16 protein-coding genes are annotated in these 17,279 nt (G+C 66.2%); 2 read left to right on the top strand and 14 right to left on the bottom strand.

Annotated features, from left to right (window positions below; translation table 11 throughout):
* Positions 1 to 278 precede the first annotated feature (278 nt).
* From DOL89_RS05145 to DOL89_RS05135, 3 genes are all read right to left on the bottom strand, one after another.
* Positions 279 to 788: a hypothetical protein gene (locus DOL89_RS05145; protein ID WP_119678172.1), complete on the bottom strand. Its 510-nt coding sequence runs from the start codon at positions 786 to 788 to the stop codon at positions 279 to 281.
* A 163-nt stretch (positions 789 to 951) separates the two neighbouring features.
* Positions 952 to 2,022 carry a Glu/Leu/Phe/Val family dehydrogenase gene (locus DOL89_RS05140; RefSeq protein WP_119678171.1) on the bottom strand — a complete coding sequence of 357 codons (1,071 nt, stop codon included), beginning with the start codon at positions 2,020 to 2,022 and terminating at the stop codon, positions 952 to 954.
* Between the two features lie 215 nt (positions 2,023 to 2,237).
* Positions 2,238 to 3,134, bottom strand: coding sequence for a peptidoglycan-binding domain-containing protein (locus tag DOL89_RS05135; RefSeq protein WP_119678170.1), 897 nt, complete (start codon positions 3,132 to 3,134; stop codon positions 2,238 to 2,240).
* Between the two features lie 163 nt (positions 3,135 to 3,297).
* Between DOL89_RS05135 and DOL89_RS05130 the strand changes: the two genes are divergently transcribed.
* Positions 3,298 to 3,702 (top strand): Hpt domain-containing protein, encoded by a 405-nt coding sequence (locus tag DOL89_RS05130; RefSeq protein WP_162937340.1) that lies wholly within the window; start codon positions 3,298 to 3,300, stop codon positions 3,700 to 3,702.
* A 12-nt stretch (positions 3,703 to 3,714) separates the two neighbouring features.
* Here the strand turns inward: DOL89_RS05130 and DOL89_RS05125 are convergent, their stop codons facing one another.
* Together DOL89_RS05125 and putA are read right to left on the bottom strand one after the other, a co-directional pair.
* Positions 3,715 to 4,431, bottom strand: coding sequence for a response regulator transcription factor (locus tag DOL89_RS05125; protein WP_119678168.1), 717 nt, complete (start codon positions 4,429 to 4,431; stop codon positions 3,715 to 3,717).
* 159 nt (positions 4,432 to 4,590) lie between these two features.
* Positions 4,591 to 7,755 carry a bifunctional proline dehydrogenase/L-glutamate gamma-semialdehyde dehydrogenase PutA gene (putA, locus tag DOL89_RS05120; protein ID WP_119678167.1) on the bottom strand — a complete coding sequence of 1,055 codons (3,165 nt, stop codon included), beginning with the start codon at positions 7,753 to 7,755 and terminating at the stop codon, positions 4,591 to 4,593.
* Between the two features lie 129 nt (positions 7,756 to 7,884).
* Between putA and DOL89_RS05115 the strand changes: the two genes are divergently transcribed.
* Positions 7,885 to 8,382 carry an Lrp/AsnC ligand binding domain-containing protein gene (locus tag DOL89_RS05115; protein WP_119678166.1) on the top strand — a complete coding sequence of 166 codons (498 nt, stop codon included), beginning with the start codon at positions 7,885 to 7,887 and terminating at the stop codon, positions 8,380 to 8,382.
* Positions 8,383 to 8,384: 2 nt separating this feature from the next.
* Here the strand turns inward: DOL89_RS05115 and DOL89_RS05110 are convergent, their stop codons facing one another.
* The 9 genes from DOL89_RS05110 to DOL89_RS05070 form a co-directional block, all read right to left on the bottom strand.
* Entirely contained in the window at positions 8,385 to 8,735 is a 351-nt protein-coding gene (locus DOL89_RS05110) for a YjhX family toxin (RefSeq protein WP_225889899.1), read from the bottom strand.
* A 168-nt stretch (positions 8,736 to 8,903) separates the two neighbouring features.
* Entirely contained in the window at positions 8,904 to 10,115 is a 1,212-nt protein-coding gene (locus DOL89_RS05105) for a TIGR03862 family flavoprotein (protein WP_119678165.1), read from the bottom strand.
* 122 nt (positions 10,116 to 10,237) lie between these two features.
* The gene (locus DOL89_RS25820; RefSeq protein WP_119678164.1) at positions 10,238 to 10,600 is read right to left on the bottom strand and encodes a methyl-accepting chemotaxis protein; all 363 of its coding nucleotides are present in this window, start codon (positions 10,598 to 10,600) and stop codon (positions 10,238 to 10,240) included.
* A 171-nt stretch (positions 10,601 to 10,771) separates the two neighbouring features.
* Entirely contained in the window at positions 10,772 to 12,349 is a 1,578-nt protein-coding gene (gene serA, locus DOL89_RS05095) for a phosphoglycerate dehydrogenase (protein ID WP_119678163.1), read from the bottom strand.
* A gap of 27 nt (positions 12,350 to 12,376) precedes the next feature.
* A complete protein-coding gene (locus tag DOL89_RS05090) occupies positions 12,377 to 12,727 on the bottom strand; it encodes a DMT family protein (RefSeq protein WP_119680257.1) in 351 nt (116 codons plus the stop codon).
* Positions 12,728 to 12,861: 134 nt separating this feature from the next.
* Positions 12,862 to 14,007 (bottom strand): phosphoserine transaminase, encoded by a 1,146-nt coding sequence (locus DOL89_RS05085; protein ID WP_119678162.1) that lies wholly within the window; start codon positions 14,005 to 14,007, stop codon positions 12,862 to 12,864.
* A 167-nt stretch (positions 14,008 to 14,174) separates the two neighbouring features.
* Complete coding sequence (locus DOL89_RS05080; RefSeq protein ID WP_225889898.1) at positions 14,175 to 15,884, bottom strand: hypothetical protein; 1,710 nt, start codon at positions 15,882 to 15,884, stop codon at positions 14,175 to 14,177.
* Positions 15,885 to 16,036: 152 nt separating this feature from the next.
* Entirely contained in the window at positions 16,037 to 16,489 is a 453-nt protein-coding gene (locus DOL89_RS05075; protein WP_119678160.1) for a GNAT family N-acetyltransferase, read from the bottom strand.
* On the bottom strand, positions 16,482 to 17,279 hold the full coding sequence (locus DOL89_RS05070; protein WP_119678159.1) for a PhzF family phenazine biosynthesis protein: 798 nt from the start codon (positions 17,277 to 17,279) through the stop codon (positions 16,482 to 16,484). Before DOL89_RS05070 ends, DOL89_RS05075 begins: the two co-directional genes overlap by 8 nt.

The following is a 17,279-nucleotide window of genomic DNA, read 5'->3' as shown; positions in this document are numbered from 1 at the left end:
GCTTCCGTCCGGATCATGGTAGCTGAACCCCTTCCCCCGCCGCCGCCGGGTGATCCCCGGCTCGTGATCATTCACGTACCGGAGATCCGCCGCCGCCGCCGCGGCAACCCCCTCCGGGTCGGCTGCTGGGGAAATGTCGGCCGGGGGCAAAGATTTGGGAAGATCGGCGGTGGATATCTCCGCTCTGGCATCCATGATCGGGGTCCGCAGCACCTGTTCGGGATCGGACCACCCTCAACCGCCGTACTAACAGAAGATCGCGAGAGGACGCCGGCCCCTCAAGGCTTCCAGCCATCCTCGCCGCGCTTCACGACGGAAAGGAAGGTTCCCGCAGCCGCCTCGACGGCGTCGGGCTGTCCCAGCAGGCGGACAAGCACCAACCCGCGCCGGCTTTCGAACAGGGCGGTGGCCATGGACACCTTGCCCGGACCGATCCCGTCTCCGCCGCGCCATGCCCCGTACAGGCGGGCGAAGTGGACGGGACAATCCGCGATCCGCTCCGTCCAGCTCTTCTGCACGATGTCCTCCGGAGCTTCCTCGAACAGCTCCGCCCACGAGGCGGTGACGGCGGAGGCACTGGCGTCGGGAATTCTGTCGAAGGTGACGATGGCGGAGCCATGTTCAGTCGGGACTTCAAAGGCCGCGACGCGGTGACCCGCGGCCGGAATCTGCACCCATGCGTCCGGCACCCGGAACAGCAGGACTCCGACCTCGATGGCGCCTACGGCCATAGCGGGCGCGGTCGACAGGACCAGCATGAGAAGTCCAAGAATGACGCGGCGCGCCAAGAGCGTTCCTCCAAAGAACCGTTCGATCCATAAGATTGCTGTGGATGGGGCCGACCGTTCAAGCACGACGAAGGAGCGTCGGTTCAGCGGGCCCGCCAAATGGAAAGGGCGGCGCCGTCGCCGGACACCGCCCTGATCCATTTTTCCGGCAATCCGGCCGGTTCTATTCCGCAACTTGGGCCAGATTCGGGCGGCGTGCCGCCGCCAACCGCTCCCGCGCCATCTGGTCGGCCACCGCACTGGTCGCCCGGCTTTCCTGGTCAGCACGGCGGAAAATGTCGGTCAGCGTATGCGGGATACGCTCGACGGACTGCATCACGGCATCGCGGTCATAGGCCTGCACGACCTCGGCCGACACGTTGATGATGCCGCCGGCATTGATGACGTAGTCCGGGGCGTAGAGAATGCCGGCCTGTCGCACCAGCTCACCAACCGAGTCGGTGGCAAGCTGGTTGTTGGCGCCGCCGGCGACAACCTTCGCCTTGATCTGCGGCAGGCTGCGCTCGCTCAGGATGGCGCCCAGGGCGCAGGGCGCGAACACGTCTGCCTCTACCGCATGGATCAAGGCCGGATCGACCGAAGTAGCGCCGTACTGGTCGACAATGCGCGCGACGTTGTCCGCATGGATGTCGCTGACCAGCAGTACGGCCCCCTCCTCCGCCAGATGACGGCAGAGATTGCTGCCGACATTCCCGAGCCCCTGGACGGCGACACGCAGCCCTTTGAGGCTGTCTGCGCCGAGCTTGTGCCGGACGGCGGCCTTGATGCCGAGATAGATGCCGTAAGCCGTGAACGGCGACGGGTCGCCGCTGGCGGCATCGCCCTTGGACAGGCCGGCCACATGCCGCGTCGTCTGGCCCATCGTATGGACGTCGGCCACCGTGATCCCGACATCCTCGGCCGCGATGTAGCGGCCGCCCAAGCTGTCCACCACCCGGCCGAAGGCGCGGAACAGATCATCGGACTTGTCCTTGCGGCTGTCGCCGATGATCACAGACTTGCCGCCGCCCAGCGGCAGGCCCGCCATGGCGTTCTTGTAGCTCATGCCGCGGGACAGGCGCAGCACATCGCTGACCGCCTCCGCCTCCGTCGCATAGGGCCACATGCGGCAGCCGCCGCAAGCCGGGCCGAGCGCCGTATCATGCACGGCAATGATGGCCTTCAGCCCCGTCGCCTCGTCGCGGCCGAACAGGACAAGCTCGTGATTGTCGAAATCGGGGGCCTCGAACACCATGCCGGCGTCTCCTGCGCTACGCAAACCACTCCCCTCGGCCAACCGTCGCACCGCCTTCGCATTCCGCTCCGGGCGGCCGGTTGCCGATACCCCTTGGCGGGGCTTATGGGACTGATTTTATTTTCAATCGCAGGCCAGGGTCGATTTCGTTGTTGAACGCGCATCCGCACGATTCACGCCACGGATGCGTCGGCGAACGAAACGTCATGTCCCATTCATACAACCGTCGCAGTCCGTGCGGGCTGAGCCCTGGAATCAGAGCCGCCCGCCGCGCAGTCCCGGCTGACCGCCCGGACGGGTCTGGCCGCCGGAGCTGGGGAAAAAGGGGTCCCGGCGTCCCCCGGCTGCACAGCCGGCGGAGGGGTCAGCGTCGGCGGCTGGCGGACAGGCCCGCCGGAGTTCCGCGCTGCGCCCTTGGGTCCCTTCCCGCCGGCGCGCTTCGCCGATGTCTTCCGCCGCCCGCTGAACGCCCAGACCAGCGCCATCATTACGAGAATGCCGGCAATCGTGCCCAGCAGCGCGTAGCGCACCCAGCCCGGGGCTGTAAGGTTACGTAGATCAAATGCCGGCTCGGCAGGGGCTCCCCCCTCCACCTCGACGCCTGCACGGGCGGCCGCCTCCGGCTGGCTTTCCCCGGCGATGCCGGGTGCTGCCGATGGCGTACCGATGGCGGGTCCGGCTGCCGGAATTTCGGCCCCCCGCTCAACCTGCACGCTCGGCGCACTGGGCGCGGCCTGCGGCACCACATCCTTTTCCTTCAGGATGGGGGCGGACGGCTTGGCGCGGGCACCCGGATCGGCAAGGTTGCCCATCGTCGGCGTTTCCTTCGCCTGCCGATCCGCCAGCATCCGGTCGATGGTCGACTGGTCCAGCCGGCCCGTCGCCTTCAGCCCGACCGACTGCTGGTACTTGGAGATAGCGGCGGCAGTGGCCGCATCCATGCGCCCATGGGCGCGCCCGTTATAGAACCCCGCCTCATCCAGAATCTGCTGCGCCCATTGGATCGCCGCGCCGCTCGGCCCTTCCTGCGCAATGGCAGGAGCGGAGACGGTCAGCGCTGCGGCAACGAGCAGCGGACGGACGAGCCTACGGGCGGACAGGATGGCGATCATGGCGCGACTCAAGCTGCTTTGCGAATGTGGCTCTTTGGTGATAGCAGAGGTAGGTTAACGGGTCGAGATGCCGCCGGACGGCACATTTCATTTCGCCCGGCCATGTGTTTCCAGCCACAGCAACTCCCCCTTCAGCCATGCATTACCAGGAGCCCGGCACGCCATGAGCATGAGCAGCCCGTCCTCGACGCAGTCCGCGCTCACCGGGTCGCCTGCGGCCGAAATCCTGGACAGGTCTGTGCTGGACCAGCATCTGGAGATACTGGGAAGCGAGTGCGTGGCCGGCATCATCGCCAAGTTCCTGGACACCGTTCCGGAAACCGTGAACCAGATCGTCCAGGCCGCCCGCGATGGCGATCTGAAGACGCTGGGCGCGCAGTCGCACAAGCTCGGCAGCGGGGCTGTGACCTTGGGTCTGCCCGCCCTGACGGAACTCAGCCGGTCGGTGGAGCGGCTGGCCAAGGGCGGGGAAGCCGAGGCGGCGATTGCCGCCGCCACCGGGATCGCGGCCGCCGTGGAGGATGCCTTCGGAGCGTTGCGGGCCGTGCTGGCAGACCTGCCGGCCTGACGCCGCCTGGTCTCAGGTGATGTCCGCCCCCAGGCGGTAACCCATGCCCTTTTCCGTCAGGATGAGTTTGGGCGCGTTCCCCTCATCCCCCATCTTCCGCCGCAGGCGGCTGACCAGCACGTCCACGGTGCGGTCGCTGGGCGTCCGGTCGGTTCCGGATACGGCATCGATCAACTGATCACGGGTAACCACCCGCCCGCCGGAGCGCACCAGCAGAGCCAGCAGTTCGAACTCCCCCCGGGTGATCCGGATTTCCTGCCCCTCCGGCGTGATCAGCCGGCGACGGGCCAGATCCATGGTCCATCCGGCGAAACGCCGGACCGTCCCCTCCGCCCTCCGCATCTTGCTGGGGTGCGTCCGGCGCAGCAGGTTCCGGGCGCGGGCCAGCAACTCCCGCGGGTTCGGCGGCTTGGTCACGTAATCATCGCCGCCTGTTTCCAGCCCGAACACCCGGTCATCCTCGCCAGCCCGATTGGTGACAATGATGATGCCGACGTTGGACGTTTCCCGGATGCTCTTGGCAATGGAAAATCCATCCTCGTCCGGCAACTCGATATCGAGCAGGACGAGATCGGGTGGCTGGCGGAGAAGGGCTTCGCGCGTCTGCCGTCCATTTTCCGCCTCCGCGACCAGAAAGCCGGCCGCGTGGAAATAGCCCACGAGCGCTGCGCGCGTTGTCGGTTCATCCTCTACGATAAGGACAAGGGGTGCGTCTGCGATCTCTGCCATCCGTGACTCTGCCCCGTTTTGGGGATTCAGCCGTTCATATTCGGCGCAAAGATATCACGCCTCGCCATTTTGTAGAGGGAATTCCGAAAGAGTGTCGCACCCCAGTATGCAACAGGGCCGGCGCACAACCAGCGCCGGCCCGCTATTTTCCCTTTCAGTTCAGCCGCCTAGCTCCAGAAGAGAGGCATTTCCGCCGAAGGCGGTGGTGTTGATGGTAAGGGTCTTCTCGGTTGCAAATCGCATAAGGTAGTGCGGACCGCCAGCCTTCGGGCCCGTGCCGGAAAGTCCCTGCCCGCCGAAGGGTTGAACGCCGACGACGGCGCCGATTATGTTCCTGTTAACATAGGTATTTCCGCAACCCATGCGGCTGAACAGCTCCTGAGCGCGGCCTTCCAGTCGGCTGTGCACGCCGAAGGTGAGACCGTAACCGGTGGCGTTAATGGCAGCTACGACTCGGTCCAGTTCGCCCGCCTTGAACCGCACCATGTGCAGCACCGGCCCGAATACCTCCCGCGGCAAGCGCGAAAGACCGTCGATTTCATAGAAGCGCGGCCCGAAGAAGGTGCCGCCGGACAGATGCGCCGGAACCGGCACCGCCTTGATCAGCTTCGCTTCCCGATCCATACGGGCGGCATGATCCTCCAGAACCTTGCGCGCCGCCTGGTCGATGACCGGGCCGACATCGGTGCTGGCATTCCACGGGTCGCCGAGCTTCATCAGGTCCATGGCCCCGGCCAGCATCCCTGCCAACTGGTCCGCGATCTCCTCCTGCGCGAATAGCACCCGCAGGGCCGAGCAGCGCTGGCCGGCGGAATGGAAGGCGGAGGTGACGCAGTCATCCACCACCTGCTCCAGCAAGGCCGTCGAGTCCACGATCATCGCATTCTGCCCGCCGGTCTCGGCAATCAGCGGAATGATCGGTCCTTCCCGGTTGGCCAGTGCCCGGTTGATGGCACGGCCGGTCTCCGTGGAACCGGTAAAGGCCACGCCCACCACGCGGCGGTCGGTGGTCAGCGCAGCTCCCACAGTTTCCCCATCGCCCGGCAGCAGATGCAGGACGTCAGCAGGCACGCCTGCCCGATGGAACAGGCGCACAGCCTCCGCTGCGATCAGCGGGGTCTGCTCCGCCGGCTTGGCGACCACGGCATTGCCGGCCGCCAGCGCCGCCGCAACCTGTCCGGCAAAGATCGCCAAGGGGAAGTTCCAGGGGCTGATGCACAGGAACGTGCCGCGGCCATGCAGGTAGAGCTCATTGCTCTCCCCCGTAGGACCGGGCAGCCGGGTGGGCGCACCGAACTGCTCTTCCGCACGCGCGGCATAATACCGACAGAAATCAACCGCTTCCCGAATTTCCGCGACAGCGTCCGGCAGGGTCTTGCCCGCCTCCCGGACGAGCAGCGCCATCAGGGTGGGCGTCTCCGCTTCCATCAGGTCGGCGGCCATGCGCAACGCTTCGGCTCGCAGTTTGCCGCCCCTGGCGTCCCAGCCGGGCTGCGCGCGGGTGGACAGGATCAACGCCTGCTCCAGCGCCGCCGCATCGGCATCCACCACCGTGCCCACGATCCGCGACCGGTCGGAAGGATCGGTGACAGGGCTCCCCTCGCCCGGCAGTTCCTTGCCGCCGACGATCGGCCCGGCGCTCCAGCGCCGCTCCATCGCCTTCGCCATGTCGGCATGCAGTGCGGACAGCTTTTCCCGCGCCGTCAGGTCGATGCCATTAGAATTCCTGCGCTCCGCTCCGTAGATGTCCGCTGGAACCGGGATGCGCGGATGCCGCAGCGCTCCCCCGGTCTGGAGCAGTGCGACCGGGTCGGCGACGACCTGGTCCACCGGCACGTCCGGGTCCATGTAGGCATTGACGAAGTTGCTATTAGCCCCGTTCTCCAGCAGTCGCCGGACCAGATAGGGCAGCAGATCCTCATGCGTGCCCACCGGCGCATAGATGCGCACCCGCGGCATGTCCTTCAGCACATCCCGGGCAGCGGCATAGAGCAGCTCGCCCATGCCGTGCAGCCGCTGGAATTCGAAGTCCCGGTTTCCGCCCGCCAGGTGCAGAATGGCCGCGATCGTATAGGCGTTGTGGGTGGCGAACTGCGGATAGATGGCGTCCCTGGCCTCCAGCATCCTGCGGGCGCAGACCAGATAGGACAGGTCTGTGGCGGCCTTCCGGGTAAAGACCGGGTAGTCGGCATGGCCGGCGATCTGGGACCATTTGATCTCACTGTCCCAGTAGGCGCCCTTGACCAGCCGCACCATCAGCCGGCGGCCCGCCGCCCGCCCCAGCGCCGCCAGCCAGTCCACCAGATGGGCCGTGCGCTTGGCATAGGCCTGGATGGCAAGGCCCAGCCCGTTCCAACCGGCAAGGTCGGGATCGTGCGCCAGTGCCGCGACCAGATCGAGGGAGAGGTCAAGGCGGTCCGCCTCCTCCGCATCCACGGTGAGGTTGATGTCCCACCGCTTCGCCGCGAGCGCCAGCTCCTTCAGCTTCGTAACCAGCTTTTCCAGCACATCGTCGCGCTGCGCTTCCACGTAGCGCGGGTGCAGCGCGGACAGCTTGATGGAAACACCGTCGGAGGCGGTCGGTCCGCGGCCCTTTGCGGTCTCCCCGACCGCGTTGATGGCGTGCAGGTAGGCGTCCCAGTACCGGTCGGCCTGGGCCCAGGTCCGCGCCCCCTCGCCCAGCATGTCGTAGCTGTGCACCGTGCCGGCGGGCTTCGCCTCCTTGGCCTTGGACAGCGCTTCCCGGATGGTCTTCCCCATCACGAAATGCCCGCCCATCATCCGCATGGCCTTCATCATGGCGGTGCGGATCACCGGCTCTCCGGAGCGGGCGACCAGCTTCTTCAGGACGCTCCTGGCATCGCCCTGGCGATCCAGATCGATCACCCGCCCCGTCATCATCAGGCCCCAGGCGGCGGCATTGACGAAGGCGCTGTCGCTCTGCCCCAGATGCGCGTCCCACTGGCCCTTCGAGACTTTCTCCGCGATCAGCCGGTCGGCCGTATCCGGGTCGGCGATGCGCAGCAGGCACTCGGCAATGCACATCAGCGCGAGGCCTTCCTGGTTCGACAGCCCGAACTCCTGGAGGAAGCTGTCCAGCGGTCCCAGCTCGTTCCGTCGGCCGCGAGCATTCACCACGACCTGCTCCGCCATGTGCTGGATGGTTGAGCGTTCATCCCCGGACAGCCCGTGCCCGTTCAGCAGGGCCGTGACGGCGGCGACTTCCTCCTGATGCTTCACGGCGCGCATGCGGCTGCGCAGGGCGGAGAGGTCCTGTGTGGACGGGATATCAATGACGGGCGCTGCGGAAATGCTCACGGACATGGCGAATAGGCCCCGAGCTGGATGTGGCGGATTGTCCGGATTATCGCCGATCCGCTGGACGATTTCCCGCCGTTATAACCTGTTTTGCAGTATTATGCTCGGCACATTAGCTCATATGTAGTGGAAGATATGGCAACCACGGATGCCGGCCACCGGCTGGACAGGATTGACCTGAATATCCTGCGCATTCTGCAGCAGGATGGTCGGCTGACGAATGTGGAGCTGGCGCGGCGCGTGAACCTTTCAGCCACGCCCTGCCTGGAGCGGGTGCGTAGGCTGGAGCGGGAAGGCTATATCCGCGGCTATGTCGCCCTGCTGGACGCGGAACGGCTGGACCGGGGCCTGCAGGCTTTCATCGAGGTCCGGCTGGACCGCACGAACCCCGACGTTTTCCGGATTTTCGCGGATGAGGTGGCGAAGCTGGACGAGATTCAGGAATGCCACATGGTTGCCGGCGGCTTCGACTACCTGATCAAAGTCAGGGTCGCCGACATGTCCGCCTACCGCGCCTTCTTGGGCGACAAGCTTTCCAGCATCCCGGGCGTGGCCCAGACCCACACCTACATGGTGATGGAGGAGGTCAAGTCCACGCACGAGATTCCGGTGCCGCGGGAGGTGCGGCGGTAAGGCTAAGCCCGGTTGTCCAACTGCGGGCGCACCGCGGTCAGGCCTTTGCGGGTGATGCGGTAGGGACCGCCCTGCTCCGACGCGATCAGGCGTTTGGAGCGGAGCTTCTTGAAGATGTCGATATCGCAGTCGAGCAGGCGCCATCCCTCACGGGTGATGCAGTCGACCTCGATGGGGCGGCGGCTTTCGTCCTTCTGGACCTCGATACGGCCGCCACGGGCCAGTGCGTGCAGCGTGCGCTGCTCCGGATTGGAGATGTTCATGATGGATTGTCTGTCGTCGATCAGCGGAATAGCTGACGCAGCCGGCAGCACCGGCGCCCGCAACGCGGACGGCGGCCCGGACTTACGCAAGGCTGATCCGTCGCGCCCGAAGGCGGCGGTCAGCGGACGATGACAATCCCGGACATAAAACCCTCACAAGAACGGGCGGATGAGGAAAGATATATCCGCAGGCGGATGGGTTGGCAAGCGGCTGATATTCCAGGCTGCAGTCGCAATCCGCCTTCGGCTTCTTGCGACCTACTTCAGCCTTTCAACTACGCCTTCGCCGGCAGCCACGCCGCTGGCGAAGCAGCCTTGCAGCAGATATCCGCCGGTAGGGGCTTCCCAGTCCAGCATCTCGCCGCAGACGAACACACCCGGTAGCCTGGGCAGCATCAGATGTTCATCCAGCGCATCCAACCTGACACCCCCGGCACTGCTGATGGCGCGGTCCAGTCCGCGCAGCCCCGTCAGCGGTACCGGCAAGGCCTTTACCACCTGCGCCAGCCGCCCCGGCGTGGCGAGGTCCGCCGGATCGGCGAACTCGCGGATCAGGGCACCGGTGGGCGGCCCAAGCGTCAGAGCCTTGCGTAGCCGGTTGGCCAGACTCTCTCCCGAAGACACCCGACCGAGCTTGCCGGCGATCTGCGCCGTGCTGAGGTCCGGCTTGAGGTCGAGCGAGACGACCGCCTTGCCGGCTGCCAGAATGGCATCACGAACCGCAGCCGAGAGGGCGTACAGCGCGCCACCCTCCAGCCCGGTGCGGGTGATGACCAGTTCCCCCTTAACCGTGCGCCCCCCGAAGGTCAGGGCGATCCGCTTCAGCGGCTCTCCCTCCGCCCGCTCGACAAAGCCAGGAGACCAGGCCACATCGAAACCGCTGTTCGAGGGATGGAACGGGGCCAGGGCGATGCCTCGTTCCTCCAGCAGCGGCGCCCAGCCGCCGTCCGAGCCCAGACGCGGCCAGCTCGCCCCGCCGAGAGCGAGGACCGTGGCGGTCGGGGTAATGGAGAGCGAGCCGCCCGGCGTTGCGAAGGTGAGCGCGCCATCGGCATCCCAGCCGGACCAGCGGTGTCGGGTGTGAACCCGTACGCCCTGTCCGTCCAGTCGCCTCAGCCACGCCCGCAGCAGCGTGCTCGCCTTGAAGGTTTCCGGAAATACCCGGCCGGAGGAACCGACGAAGGTGGGAACGCCCAGCCCCTCGCACCAAGCCCGCAGGTCGGACGGGGTGAAGCGCTTCAGCAGCCGCTCGAACAGGGGGCGTGCCGAACCGTAGCGTGTTAGGAACCGGTCCAGCGGTTCGGAATGGGTGATGTTCAGGCCGCCGCGCCCGGCCATCAGGAACTTGCGGCCGACAGACGGCATGGCGTCATAGACATCCACCGGAATGCCCTGGGCGGAGATCACTTCCGCCGCCATCAGCCCCGCCGGCCCGCCGCCGACCACCGCCACGCGCCTGGAATCGGTCATTCGTCCGCCGCCTGCAAAGGAAAAGGGGACACTCCTAGTTCCGCTCAGCCCCCGGCGCAATCCCTTCGGATGCCGCAGGCACGGAGTCGGACGTGTCCCCTGTCGCCCTGACGGACGCGGTCTCAGGCGCTGGTAATGGCGCGGTCGACCAGATTGCCCAGGTGATGGGTCCGCTTGGTGAGGCTCTGAAGCACGGAGGAAATCTCAGCCGTAGCGGCCGCGGTCTGGCCGGACAGATTCTTGACCTCGCCCGCAACGACCGCAAAACCACGGCCGGCTTCTCCAGCGCGCGCGGCCTCGATCGTGGCGTTCAACGCCAGCAGGTTGGTCTGCTTAGCGATAGCGTCGATCTGTTGGGCAACGGTTCCGACCTTCTCGATCTCGTTCCGCAGCCCTTCCAGCTCCCGGCTGATCTCCTGCAAGGCGGCGGAGAGTTCGGTCTTGGTCATGGAGTTGCTGGAGAGGCTTTCATTGCCGTACTTCATGGAACGCACCTGCTGCGGTTGGCCGTTAGGGATAATGAACGGGTCTGATCCTGTGCGCAGGCGGTCGCCGGCGCGGCCACTGTCATAGCACGAAAGCGGTCGCGCAATTGTGACGATTTTCTCCGAAGGGATAGGGCCGGGTGCAATTGCACCCGGCCCTATCAGACAGTTTTAGAAGGACAAGCCCTTGGCCCGGACGACGCCCGGCAATGCCGCGATACGGGTCAGGAGCTGCTCCTCGACAAGCTGGTCGACGCTGACCAGGGCGATGGCGGTGGCGCCCGGCGCGGTGCGGCCCAGATGGAAGGTGGCGATGTTCACGCCGGCATCGCCCAGCGTGGTGCCCAGCTTGCCGATGAAGCCCGGCTTGTCCTCGTTGCGGATGAACAGCATGTGCGGCGTGACCTCCGCCTCGACCGGCACTTCCTCGATCTCGACGATGCGGGGCTTGTCGCCGCCGAACAGGGTGCCGGCCAGGGTCCGGGTCTGCCGCTCGGTGGTGACGATGACACGCACCAGGGTCTGGTAGTCGCCGGCGCTGTCCCGCTTGGTCTCCGAAATCTTGATGTCCCGCTCCTTCGCGATGACCGGAGCGTTGACCATGTTCACCGATTCCATCAGCGGCGACAGCAGGCCCTTCAGCACCACGGCCGTCAGCGGACGTGTGTTCAGCTCGGATACCTGGCCCTCATACTCGATGGTGACGGCCTTCAGACCGGTCTCGGTGATTTGGCCGGCGAAACCGCCGAGCTGCTCGGCAAGCTTCATGTAGGGGCGCAGCTTCGGCGCATCCTCGGCGCTGACCGACGGCATGTTCAGCGCGTTGGTGACGGCGCCGGTGGTCAGGTAGTCGCTCATCTGCTCGGCGACCTGGAGCGCCACATTCTCCTGCGCTTCCGTGGTGGACGCGCCCAGGTGCGGGGTGGCGATGACCTTGTCGTTGCCGAACAGCGGATGGGCCTTGGCCGGCTCCTCCGCGAACACGTCCAGCGCGGCACCCGCCACATGGCCGGCGTCGATGGCGGCCTTCAGCGCCTCCTCCACGATCAGGCCGCCGCGGGCGCAGTTGATGATGCGCACGCCCGGCTTGGTCTTGGACAGCGCCTTGGCGTCCAGGATGTTGCGGGTCTGCTCGGTCAGCGGCGTGTGCAGGGTGATGAAGTCGGCCCGGCGCAGCAGGTCCTCCAGCTCCACCTTCTCCACGCCGAGGTCCTGGGCGCGCTCCGGCGACAGGAAGGGGTCGTAGGCGACCACGCGCATCTTCAGGCCGATGGCGCGGTCGGCGACGATGGCGCCGATGTTGCCGCAGCCGATCACGCCCAGAACCTTGCCGTACAGCTCCACGCCCATGAAGCGGTTCTTCTCCCACTTGCCGGCATGGGTGGAGGCGTTGGCGGCCGGGATTTCGCGGGCCAGCGAGAGCATCATGGCGATGGCATGCTCGGCCGTGGTGATGGAGTTGCCGAAGGGCGTGTTCATCACGACGACGCCGCGCGCGGTGGCGGCCGGCACGTCCACATTGTCGACGCCGATGCCGGCGCGGCCGACGACCTTCAGGTTGGTCGCGGCGGCCAGCACGTCCTTGGTCACCTTGGTGGCCGAGCGGATGGCGAGGCCGTCATACTCGCCGATGATGGCCATCAGCTCTTCCGGCTTCAGGCCGGTCTTCACATCGACCTCGACGCCGCGCTGCTTGAAAATCTCGACGGCGGCGGGCGACAGCTTGTCGGAAATCAGGACCTTGGGCATGGGAAACTCCTTGGGTTCCAGCGGCGCTCAGCGCCAATCGTGGACGGAGAAGAAGACTGCTGCGGCGACCAGCGCGAAGGCGACCCAGTCGTTCCAGCGCAGATGCTCTCCGAGATAGAGGGTGGAGAAGGCGGCGAAGACCAGGAGGGTGATGGCCTCCTGGATGATCTTGAGCTGAGGCGCCGTATAGACCGCATGACCCATGCGGTTGGCCGGAACCTGCAGGCAGTATTCGAAGAAGGCGATGCCCCAACTGGCCAGGATGACCAGCGCCAGCGGCGTCGCCTTGAACTTCAGGTGCCCGTACCAGGCGAACGTCATGAAGACGTTAGACGCCACCAGCAGCAGCACAGGCAGGATATAGGTGGAAACGGGCATTTCGTGGCTCGCCGGAACGAGGGCCATGGCGTCCGTAGGTCGGATCGAGCCCTGGGCAATGATCCGACACACCGGTGCAGAACTGTCACCACTGCGTCGGATCGGCGCTACGCTTGATCCGACGTACGGAAAACTCAACCCGCCTTCACTGTGGCATAGGCCCAGTCCAGCCAGGGCAGCAGCGCCTCGATATCGGCGGTCTCGACCGTGGCGCCGCCCCAGATGCGGATGCCCGGAGGAGCGTCGCGGTAGGCGCCGGCGTCGAGGGCTACGCCCTCCTTCTCCAGCAGGGAGGCCAGCTTCTTCGCGATCTCAGCCTGCGCGTCGGCCGGCTGGGCGGTGGCCCAGGGATCGACGATCTTCAGGCAGATGGAGGTGCAGGAGCGGGTCTCCGCCTTCACGGGCAGGAAATCCACCCAATCGGTCCGGGCCGCCCAGTCGGCGATGGCCTTCAAGTTCGCCTGGGACCGGCCGATCAGCGCCGGCAGGCCGCCGATCTCCTTGGCCCAGGTGAGGCCGTCGATGGCGTCCTCCACCGCGATCATGGAGGGGGTGTTGATCGTCTCGCCCTTGAAGATGCCTTCGACGATCTTTCCGTCCTTGGTCATGCGGAAGATTTTCGGCAGCGGCCAGGCCGGCTTGTAGCTCTCCAGCCGCTCCACGGCGCGGGGGCTCAGCACCAGCATGCCGTGCGCGGCCTCGCCGCCCAGGACCTTCTGCCAGGACCAGGTGACCACATCCAGTTTGGACCAGGGCAGGTCCATGGCGAAGGTGGCGGAGGTGGCGTCGCAGATCGCCAGCCCTTCGCGGCTGTCGCTGATCCAGTCGCCGTTCGGCACGCGCACGCCGGAGGTGGTGCCGTTCCAGGTGAAGACCACGTCGCGGGTCCAGTCCACCTGCGTCAGGTCCGGCAGCTCGCCATAGGGGGCGGTGAAGGTGCGAACGTCCGGCAGCTTGAGCTGCTTGGCGACGTCGGTCACCCAGTCCTTGCCGAAGCTTTCCCAGGCCAGCATGTCGACGCCGCGCGCACCCAGCAGCGACCAGAGCGCCATTTCGACGGCGCCGGTGTCGGATGCGGGCACGATGCCGATGCGGTAGTCGGCCGGGATGTTCAGGATTTCGCGGGAGAGGTCGATGACCTTGGCCAGCTTGGCCTTGCCGGGCTTCGACCGGTGGGAGCGTCCCACCAGGGCCCCTTTCAGGGCATCGAGGCTCCAGCCAGGGCGCTTCGCGCAGGGGCCGGAAGAGAACTGGGGATTCGCGGGGCGAATCTCGGGCATTGGCGGAGCCATTATGGCTATTCCTTCCAGAATAGTAGCGCCCCGTTGGGGGGGCGTGTCCCGCCGCGGAAGGTAGGGAAACCAGCGGATGCGGTCAACACCCGTCAGCGCTGTGCCGGACACATTCCGGCCATGTGAGCCACGCAGGCGAAATAATGGTGCGCGACTCAGGCCGCTTTGGGCACCAGCGCACGATCCACAAGACCGGATTCGACGAGGGCGTCGCAGAGCTTCTGGTAAGCGACACGACGTTCCCCGGCACCGGGAAACCGCTCCAGATAGTTCAGGATGAATTCCGGTCGCCGCAGCGCCTGAGTCAGCGTATCCCCTGCCAACTGCCGCGCCCGCCCATCCGGCAATCCTGAGCAAAGGCGCAGCAGCATCAGAATGCGGTCGGTGAAGTTCACCGACCCATTGCCCAGGATTTCCGTCCGGATGCAGTCATGGACCGCCATATCCAACACCTCCAGCATGTCCCGCTTCGCAGCGCCGGGCAGACGTGAGGCGTGGATGCGCCGGGCAGTATCGGAAAGGCTGCGGATCGCCTCCGCCCGGTTGCCGCATTCCCGGATCATGTCTTCCGGGCTGATCAGGGAGCGGAGATAGGGGGCGAGCTTGGCCTTGGGCGGATCGCCCGGCACCTCTTCCACGAGAGTCAACACAAGGTCGATCCGTGCGGCGAGGCTGCGCGCCGTCGCCATCATCTCCGCCATCGCCTCCGGCTGAATCAGACGGTCGGCGCGGAGCGCCAATGCCTCCAGCACCTCCTCATCGCGGGCAAGTGCCGGCGCATGTAGCCTGAGGTGTTCCAGAACCTCCGCCGTAGCCCGCATCTCATCGCGCAGACCGGAACCGGTGCGGAGCGGCAAACGGGCATGGAGGTGACGGAGCAGGCCCGTGCGCAGTTCCGCCATGGTCCGGGGCAGCACGCCCTCCGCCAGCAGCAGCGAAAGCGCCCGAACGCCCGCCGGCCACTCCCCCTCCCCTTTGCCGAGGTTGCCGGCATGAAGGTCTATGGCGTTCGTGACCAACTCGAACCGGTTGCGCTCCTTGCCTGCAAGCTCCTTCAGCGCCAGCGGCGAGGCCAGGATTTCCGCCGCGATGCTGTCGAGAATACGCATCTCCCGCACGGTCAGGTCCGGCTCCCAGAGCTGGAACAGGAGGTCCAGCTTCTCCACCCAGCTTTTGGCTGCTGAGAGATGAGCGGCGACGGACCGGTAAAGGGCAGCGGTCACCTCCGCCGGCCCGCCATTCAGGCTTCCGGCCAGCGCCGCGAAGCCGCCGGGCTTCAACGGATGGATCGGCCCTGATTTGGCTTGCTTCAGTAGACCGGCCAGCACGCCGTCGGCCAGGGCGATCAACTCCTTCATCCGCCCTACGGCGGACTGCTGGGTGCCGCGGACCTGCTGGCTCGCCAAACGCTGCAACGCGCCCTGAACGGTGGTTCCGGCCTGGTCAAGGGCCTTGGCATGGAGCTCGTGGTTAAGGATCTCCAGCGGGGTCAGCCGACGCTCATCCAGGTACTTGGCCAGCAGGCCACGCATGACCTGCCTCTGAACGTCCCCCAGAAAATCCTCCGGCTTCTCGCACCAGGAGGCGTCACGGCCGGGATTGGCGCGCTGCAGCGGGTCGGCTTCCTGAACGCCGGTGCGCAGGCGCTTCAGGATCGTCACGGTGACTGAAAAATCATGGTCGAGATAGTCGGTGCGGCGGACAAGGCGAATGCCATCCACCTCGTTGCGCTGAACCAGCAGTGCGGCAGCGGGTTCGATCTGGCGCAGTTCAGCCCCGTCCTTGACGAGCAGCCACTGGTCGCCATGGAAGCTGTGCAGTTCGAACGATGTCCGGGTCACCCCGACCAGACGCTTCTTGTCCACCACTCGACCCCAGGATACGGACCGACCTCCATCCCAGCGGAAGGGACGGTCGACGCAACAGGTCTATTCTGCGCAATTATCCGTTCGGGGTAAACCCACAACCATTACCAATGGTGGCGCAAACGACGCACTCGTAATCCGATCACGTTGCATCAGGACGCCGGGCCGGAACGGACCATGGCGGTCTGCGGCGCCGGCAGAGGGCCGAAGCCGAACCGCTCATACAAGCCGTGCGCGTCCCGCGTGAACAGCATCCAGCGCCGAAGATCGGACAGATCGGGGTCGTTCACGACAATCTCCACCATCCAGCGTCCCAGGCCCTTGCCGCGCACCTCCTCCAGCACGAAGACATCGGCCAGATAGGCCAGGGTGGCGCGGTCGGTGATCACGCGGGCGTAGCCGACCTGCGCTCCGTCGGGACCATAGAGCCCGTAGCAGAGTGCATTCCGTGCCGCCCGTTCCACCCTCTCCCGGCTCACTCCGGGGGACCAGTAGCTGCGGGTAAGGTAGGCGTGGACGACCGCGAAATTCAGGCGGCCCGGGTCCGTGCTCAACACGAACCCGTCCTCGCGGACCCAGCTTTTGGGCGGAACAGGATCAGACACGGATGCTGCCTTCCATGTACATCACCGCCTGTCCGCCGATGCGCACACGGTCGCCAACAAGGGCGCAGGAGAGATCACCACCACGGCGGGAGACCTGTCTGGCCTTGAGCGTGGACTTGCCCAGCTTCTCCGCCCAATAGGGGATCAGACTGCAATGGGCGGAGCCCGTCACCGGGTCCTCCGCGATGCCCTTGCCGGGGGCGAAGAAGCGGCTGACGAAATCCACGCCCTCCTCCCCGGCCAGCGGCCCAGGGGCGGTGACGATGGCCATGTCCGGCAGGACGGAGAGGCGCTCGAAATTTGGTTTCAGGTCGAGCACCTGCTGCGCCGTCTCATAGACCACGAACCAGTCGCGTGCCTTGCGAACCTCCACCGGGGCCGGGCCGCCCAGACCTGGAAGCAGTTCGGCCGGCGGGATAGCCGGCTGCGGCGGACGGGACGGGAAGTCCAGCGTGTAGATATCGCCGGTGCGCTCCACCGTTAGTTCGCCCGCCTGTTCCGTGCGGAACACCATGCGGTCAGCACCGGGGCGCAGCACCTCGGCGATGACGAAGGCGCTTGCCAGCGTGGCGTGGCCGCAGAGATCCACCTCCACCTCCGGTGTGAACCAGCGCAAGCCCCACCGATCCCCTTCCGGCACCAGAAAGGCCGTTTCGGAGAGGTTGTTCTCCGCCGCGATGGCCTGCATGAGGTCGGACGGCATCGGCGCCTCGAGCGGGATCACGGCGGCCGGATTGCCGCCGAAGATCCGGCTGGTGAAGGCATCCACCTGGTACATGCTCAGGCGCAT

The sequence above is a fragment of the Indioceanicola profundi genome (genome assembly GCF_003568845.1).
In the GTDB taxonomy this organism is placed as follows: domain Bacteria; phylum Pseudomonadota; class Alphaproteobacteria; order Azospirillales; family Azospirillaceae; genus Indioceanicola; species Indioceanicola profundi.
Note: the sequence above shows the minus strand (reverse complement) of the source record. Positions and strands in the feature narration are given on the sequence as shown.

What these genes read in the sequence shown, in the direction of transcription:
- DOL89_RS05140 (WP_119678171.1), bottom strand. Translation starts at nt 2,022, where the DNA reads ATGGTGTTCGAGGCCCCCGATTTCGACAATCACGAGCTTGTCCTGTTC.
- DOL89_RS05135 (WP_119678170.1), bottom strand. Translation starts at nt 3,134, where the DNA reads ATGATCGCCATCCTGTCCGCCCGTAGGCTCGTCCGTCCGCTGCTCGTT.
- DOL89_RS05130 (WP_162937340.1), top strand. Translation starts at nt 3,298, where the DNA reads ATGAGCATGAGCAGCCCGTCCTCGACGCAGTCCGCGCTCACCGGGTCG.
- DOL89_RS05125 (WP_119678168.1), bottom strand. Translation starts at nt 4,431, where the DNA reads ATGGCAGAGATCGCAGACGCACCCCTTGTCCTTATCGTAGAGGATGAA.
- putA (WP_119678167.1), bottom strand. Translation starts at nt 7,755, where the DNA reads ATGTCCGTGAGCATTTCCGCAGCGCCCGTCATTGATATCCCGTCCACA.
- DOL89_RS05115 (WP_119678166.1), top strand. Translation starts at nt 7,885, where the DNA reads ATGGCAACCACGGATGCCGGCCACCGGCTGGACAGGATTGACCTGAAT.
- DOL89_RS05105 (WP_119678165.1), bottom strand. Translation starts at nt 10,115, where the DNA reads ATGACCGATTCCAGGCGCGTGGCGGTGGTCGGCGGCGGGCCGGCGGGG.
- DOL89_RS25820 (WP_119678164.1), bottom strand. Translation starts at nt 10,600, where the DNA reads ATGAAGTACGGCAATGAAAGCCTCTCCAGCAACTCCATGACCAAGACC.
- serA (WP_119678163.1), bottom strand. Translation starts at nt 12,349, where the DNA reads ATGCCCAAGGTCCTGATTTCCGACAAGCTGTCGCCCGCCGCCGTCGAG.
- DOL89_RS05090 (WP_119680257.1), bottom strand. Translation starts at nt 12,727, where the DNA reads ATGCCCGTTTCCACCTATATCCTGCCTGTGCTGCTGCTGGTGGCGTCT.
- DOL89_RS05085 (WP_119678162.1), bottom strand. Translation starts at nt 14,007, where the DNA reads ATGCCCGAGATTCGCCCCGCGAATCCCCAGTTCTCTTCCGGCCCCTGC.
- DOL89_RS05070 (WP_119678159.1), bottom strand. Translation starts at nt 17,279, where the DNA reads ATGCGCCTGAGCATGTACCAGGTGGATGCCTTCACCAGCCGGATCTTC.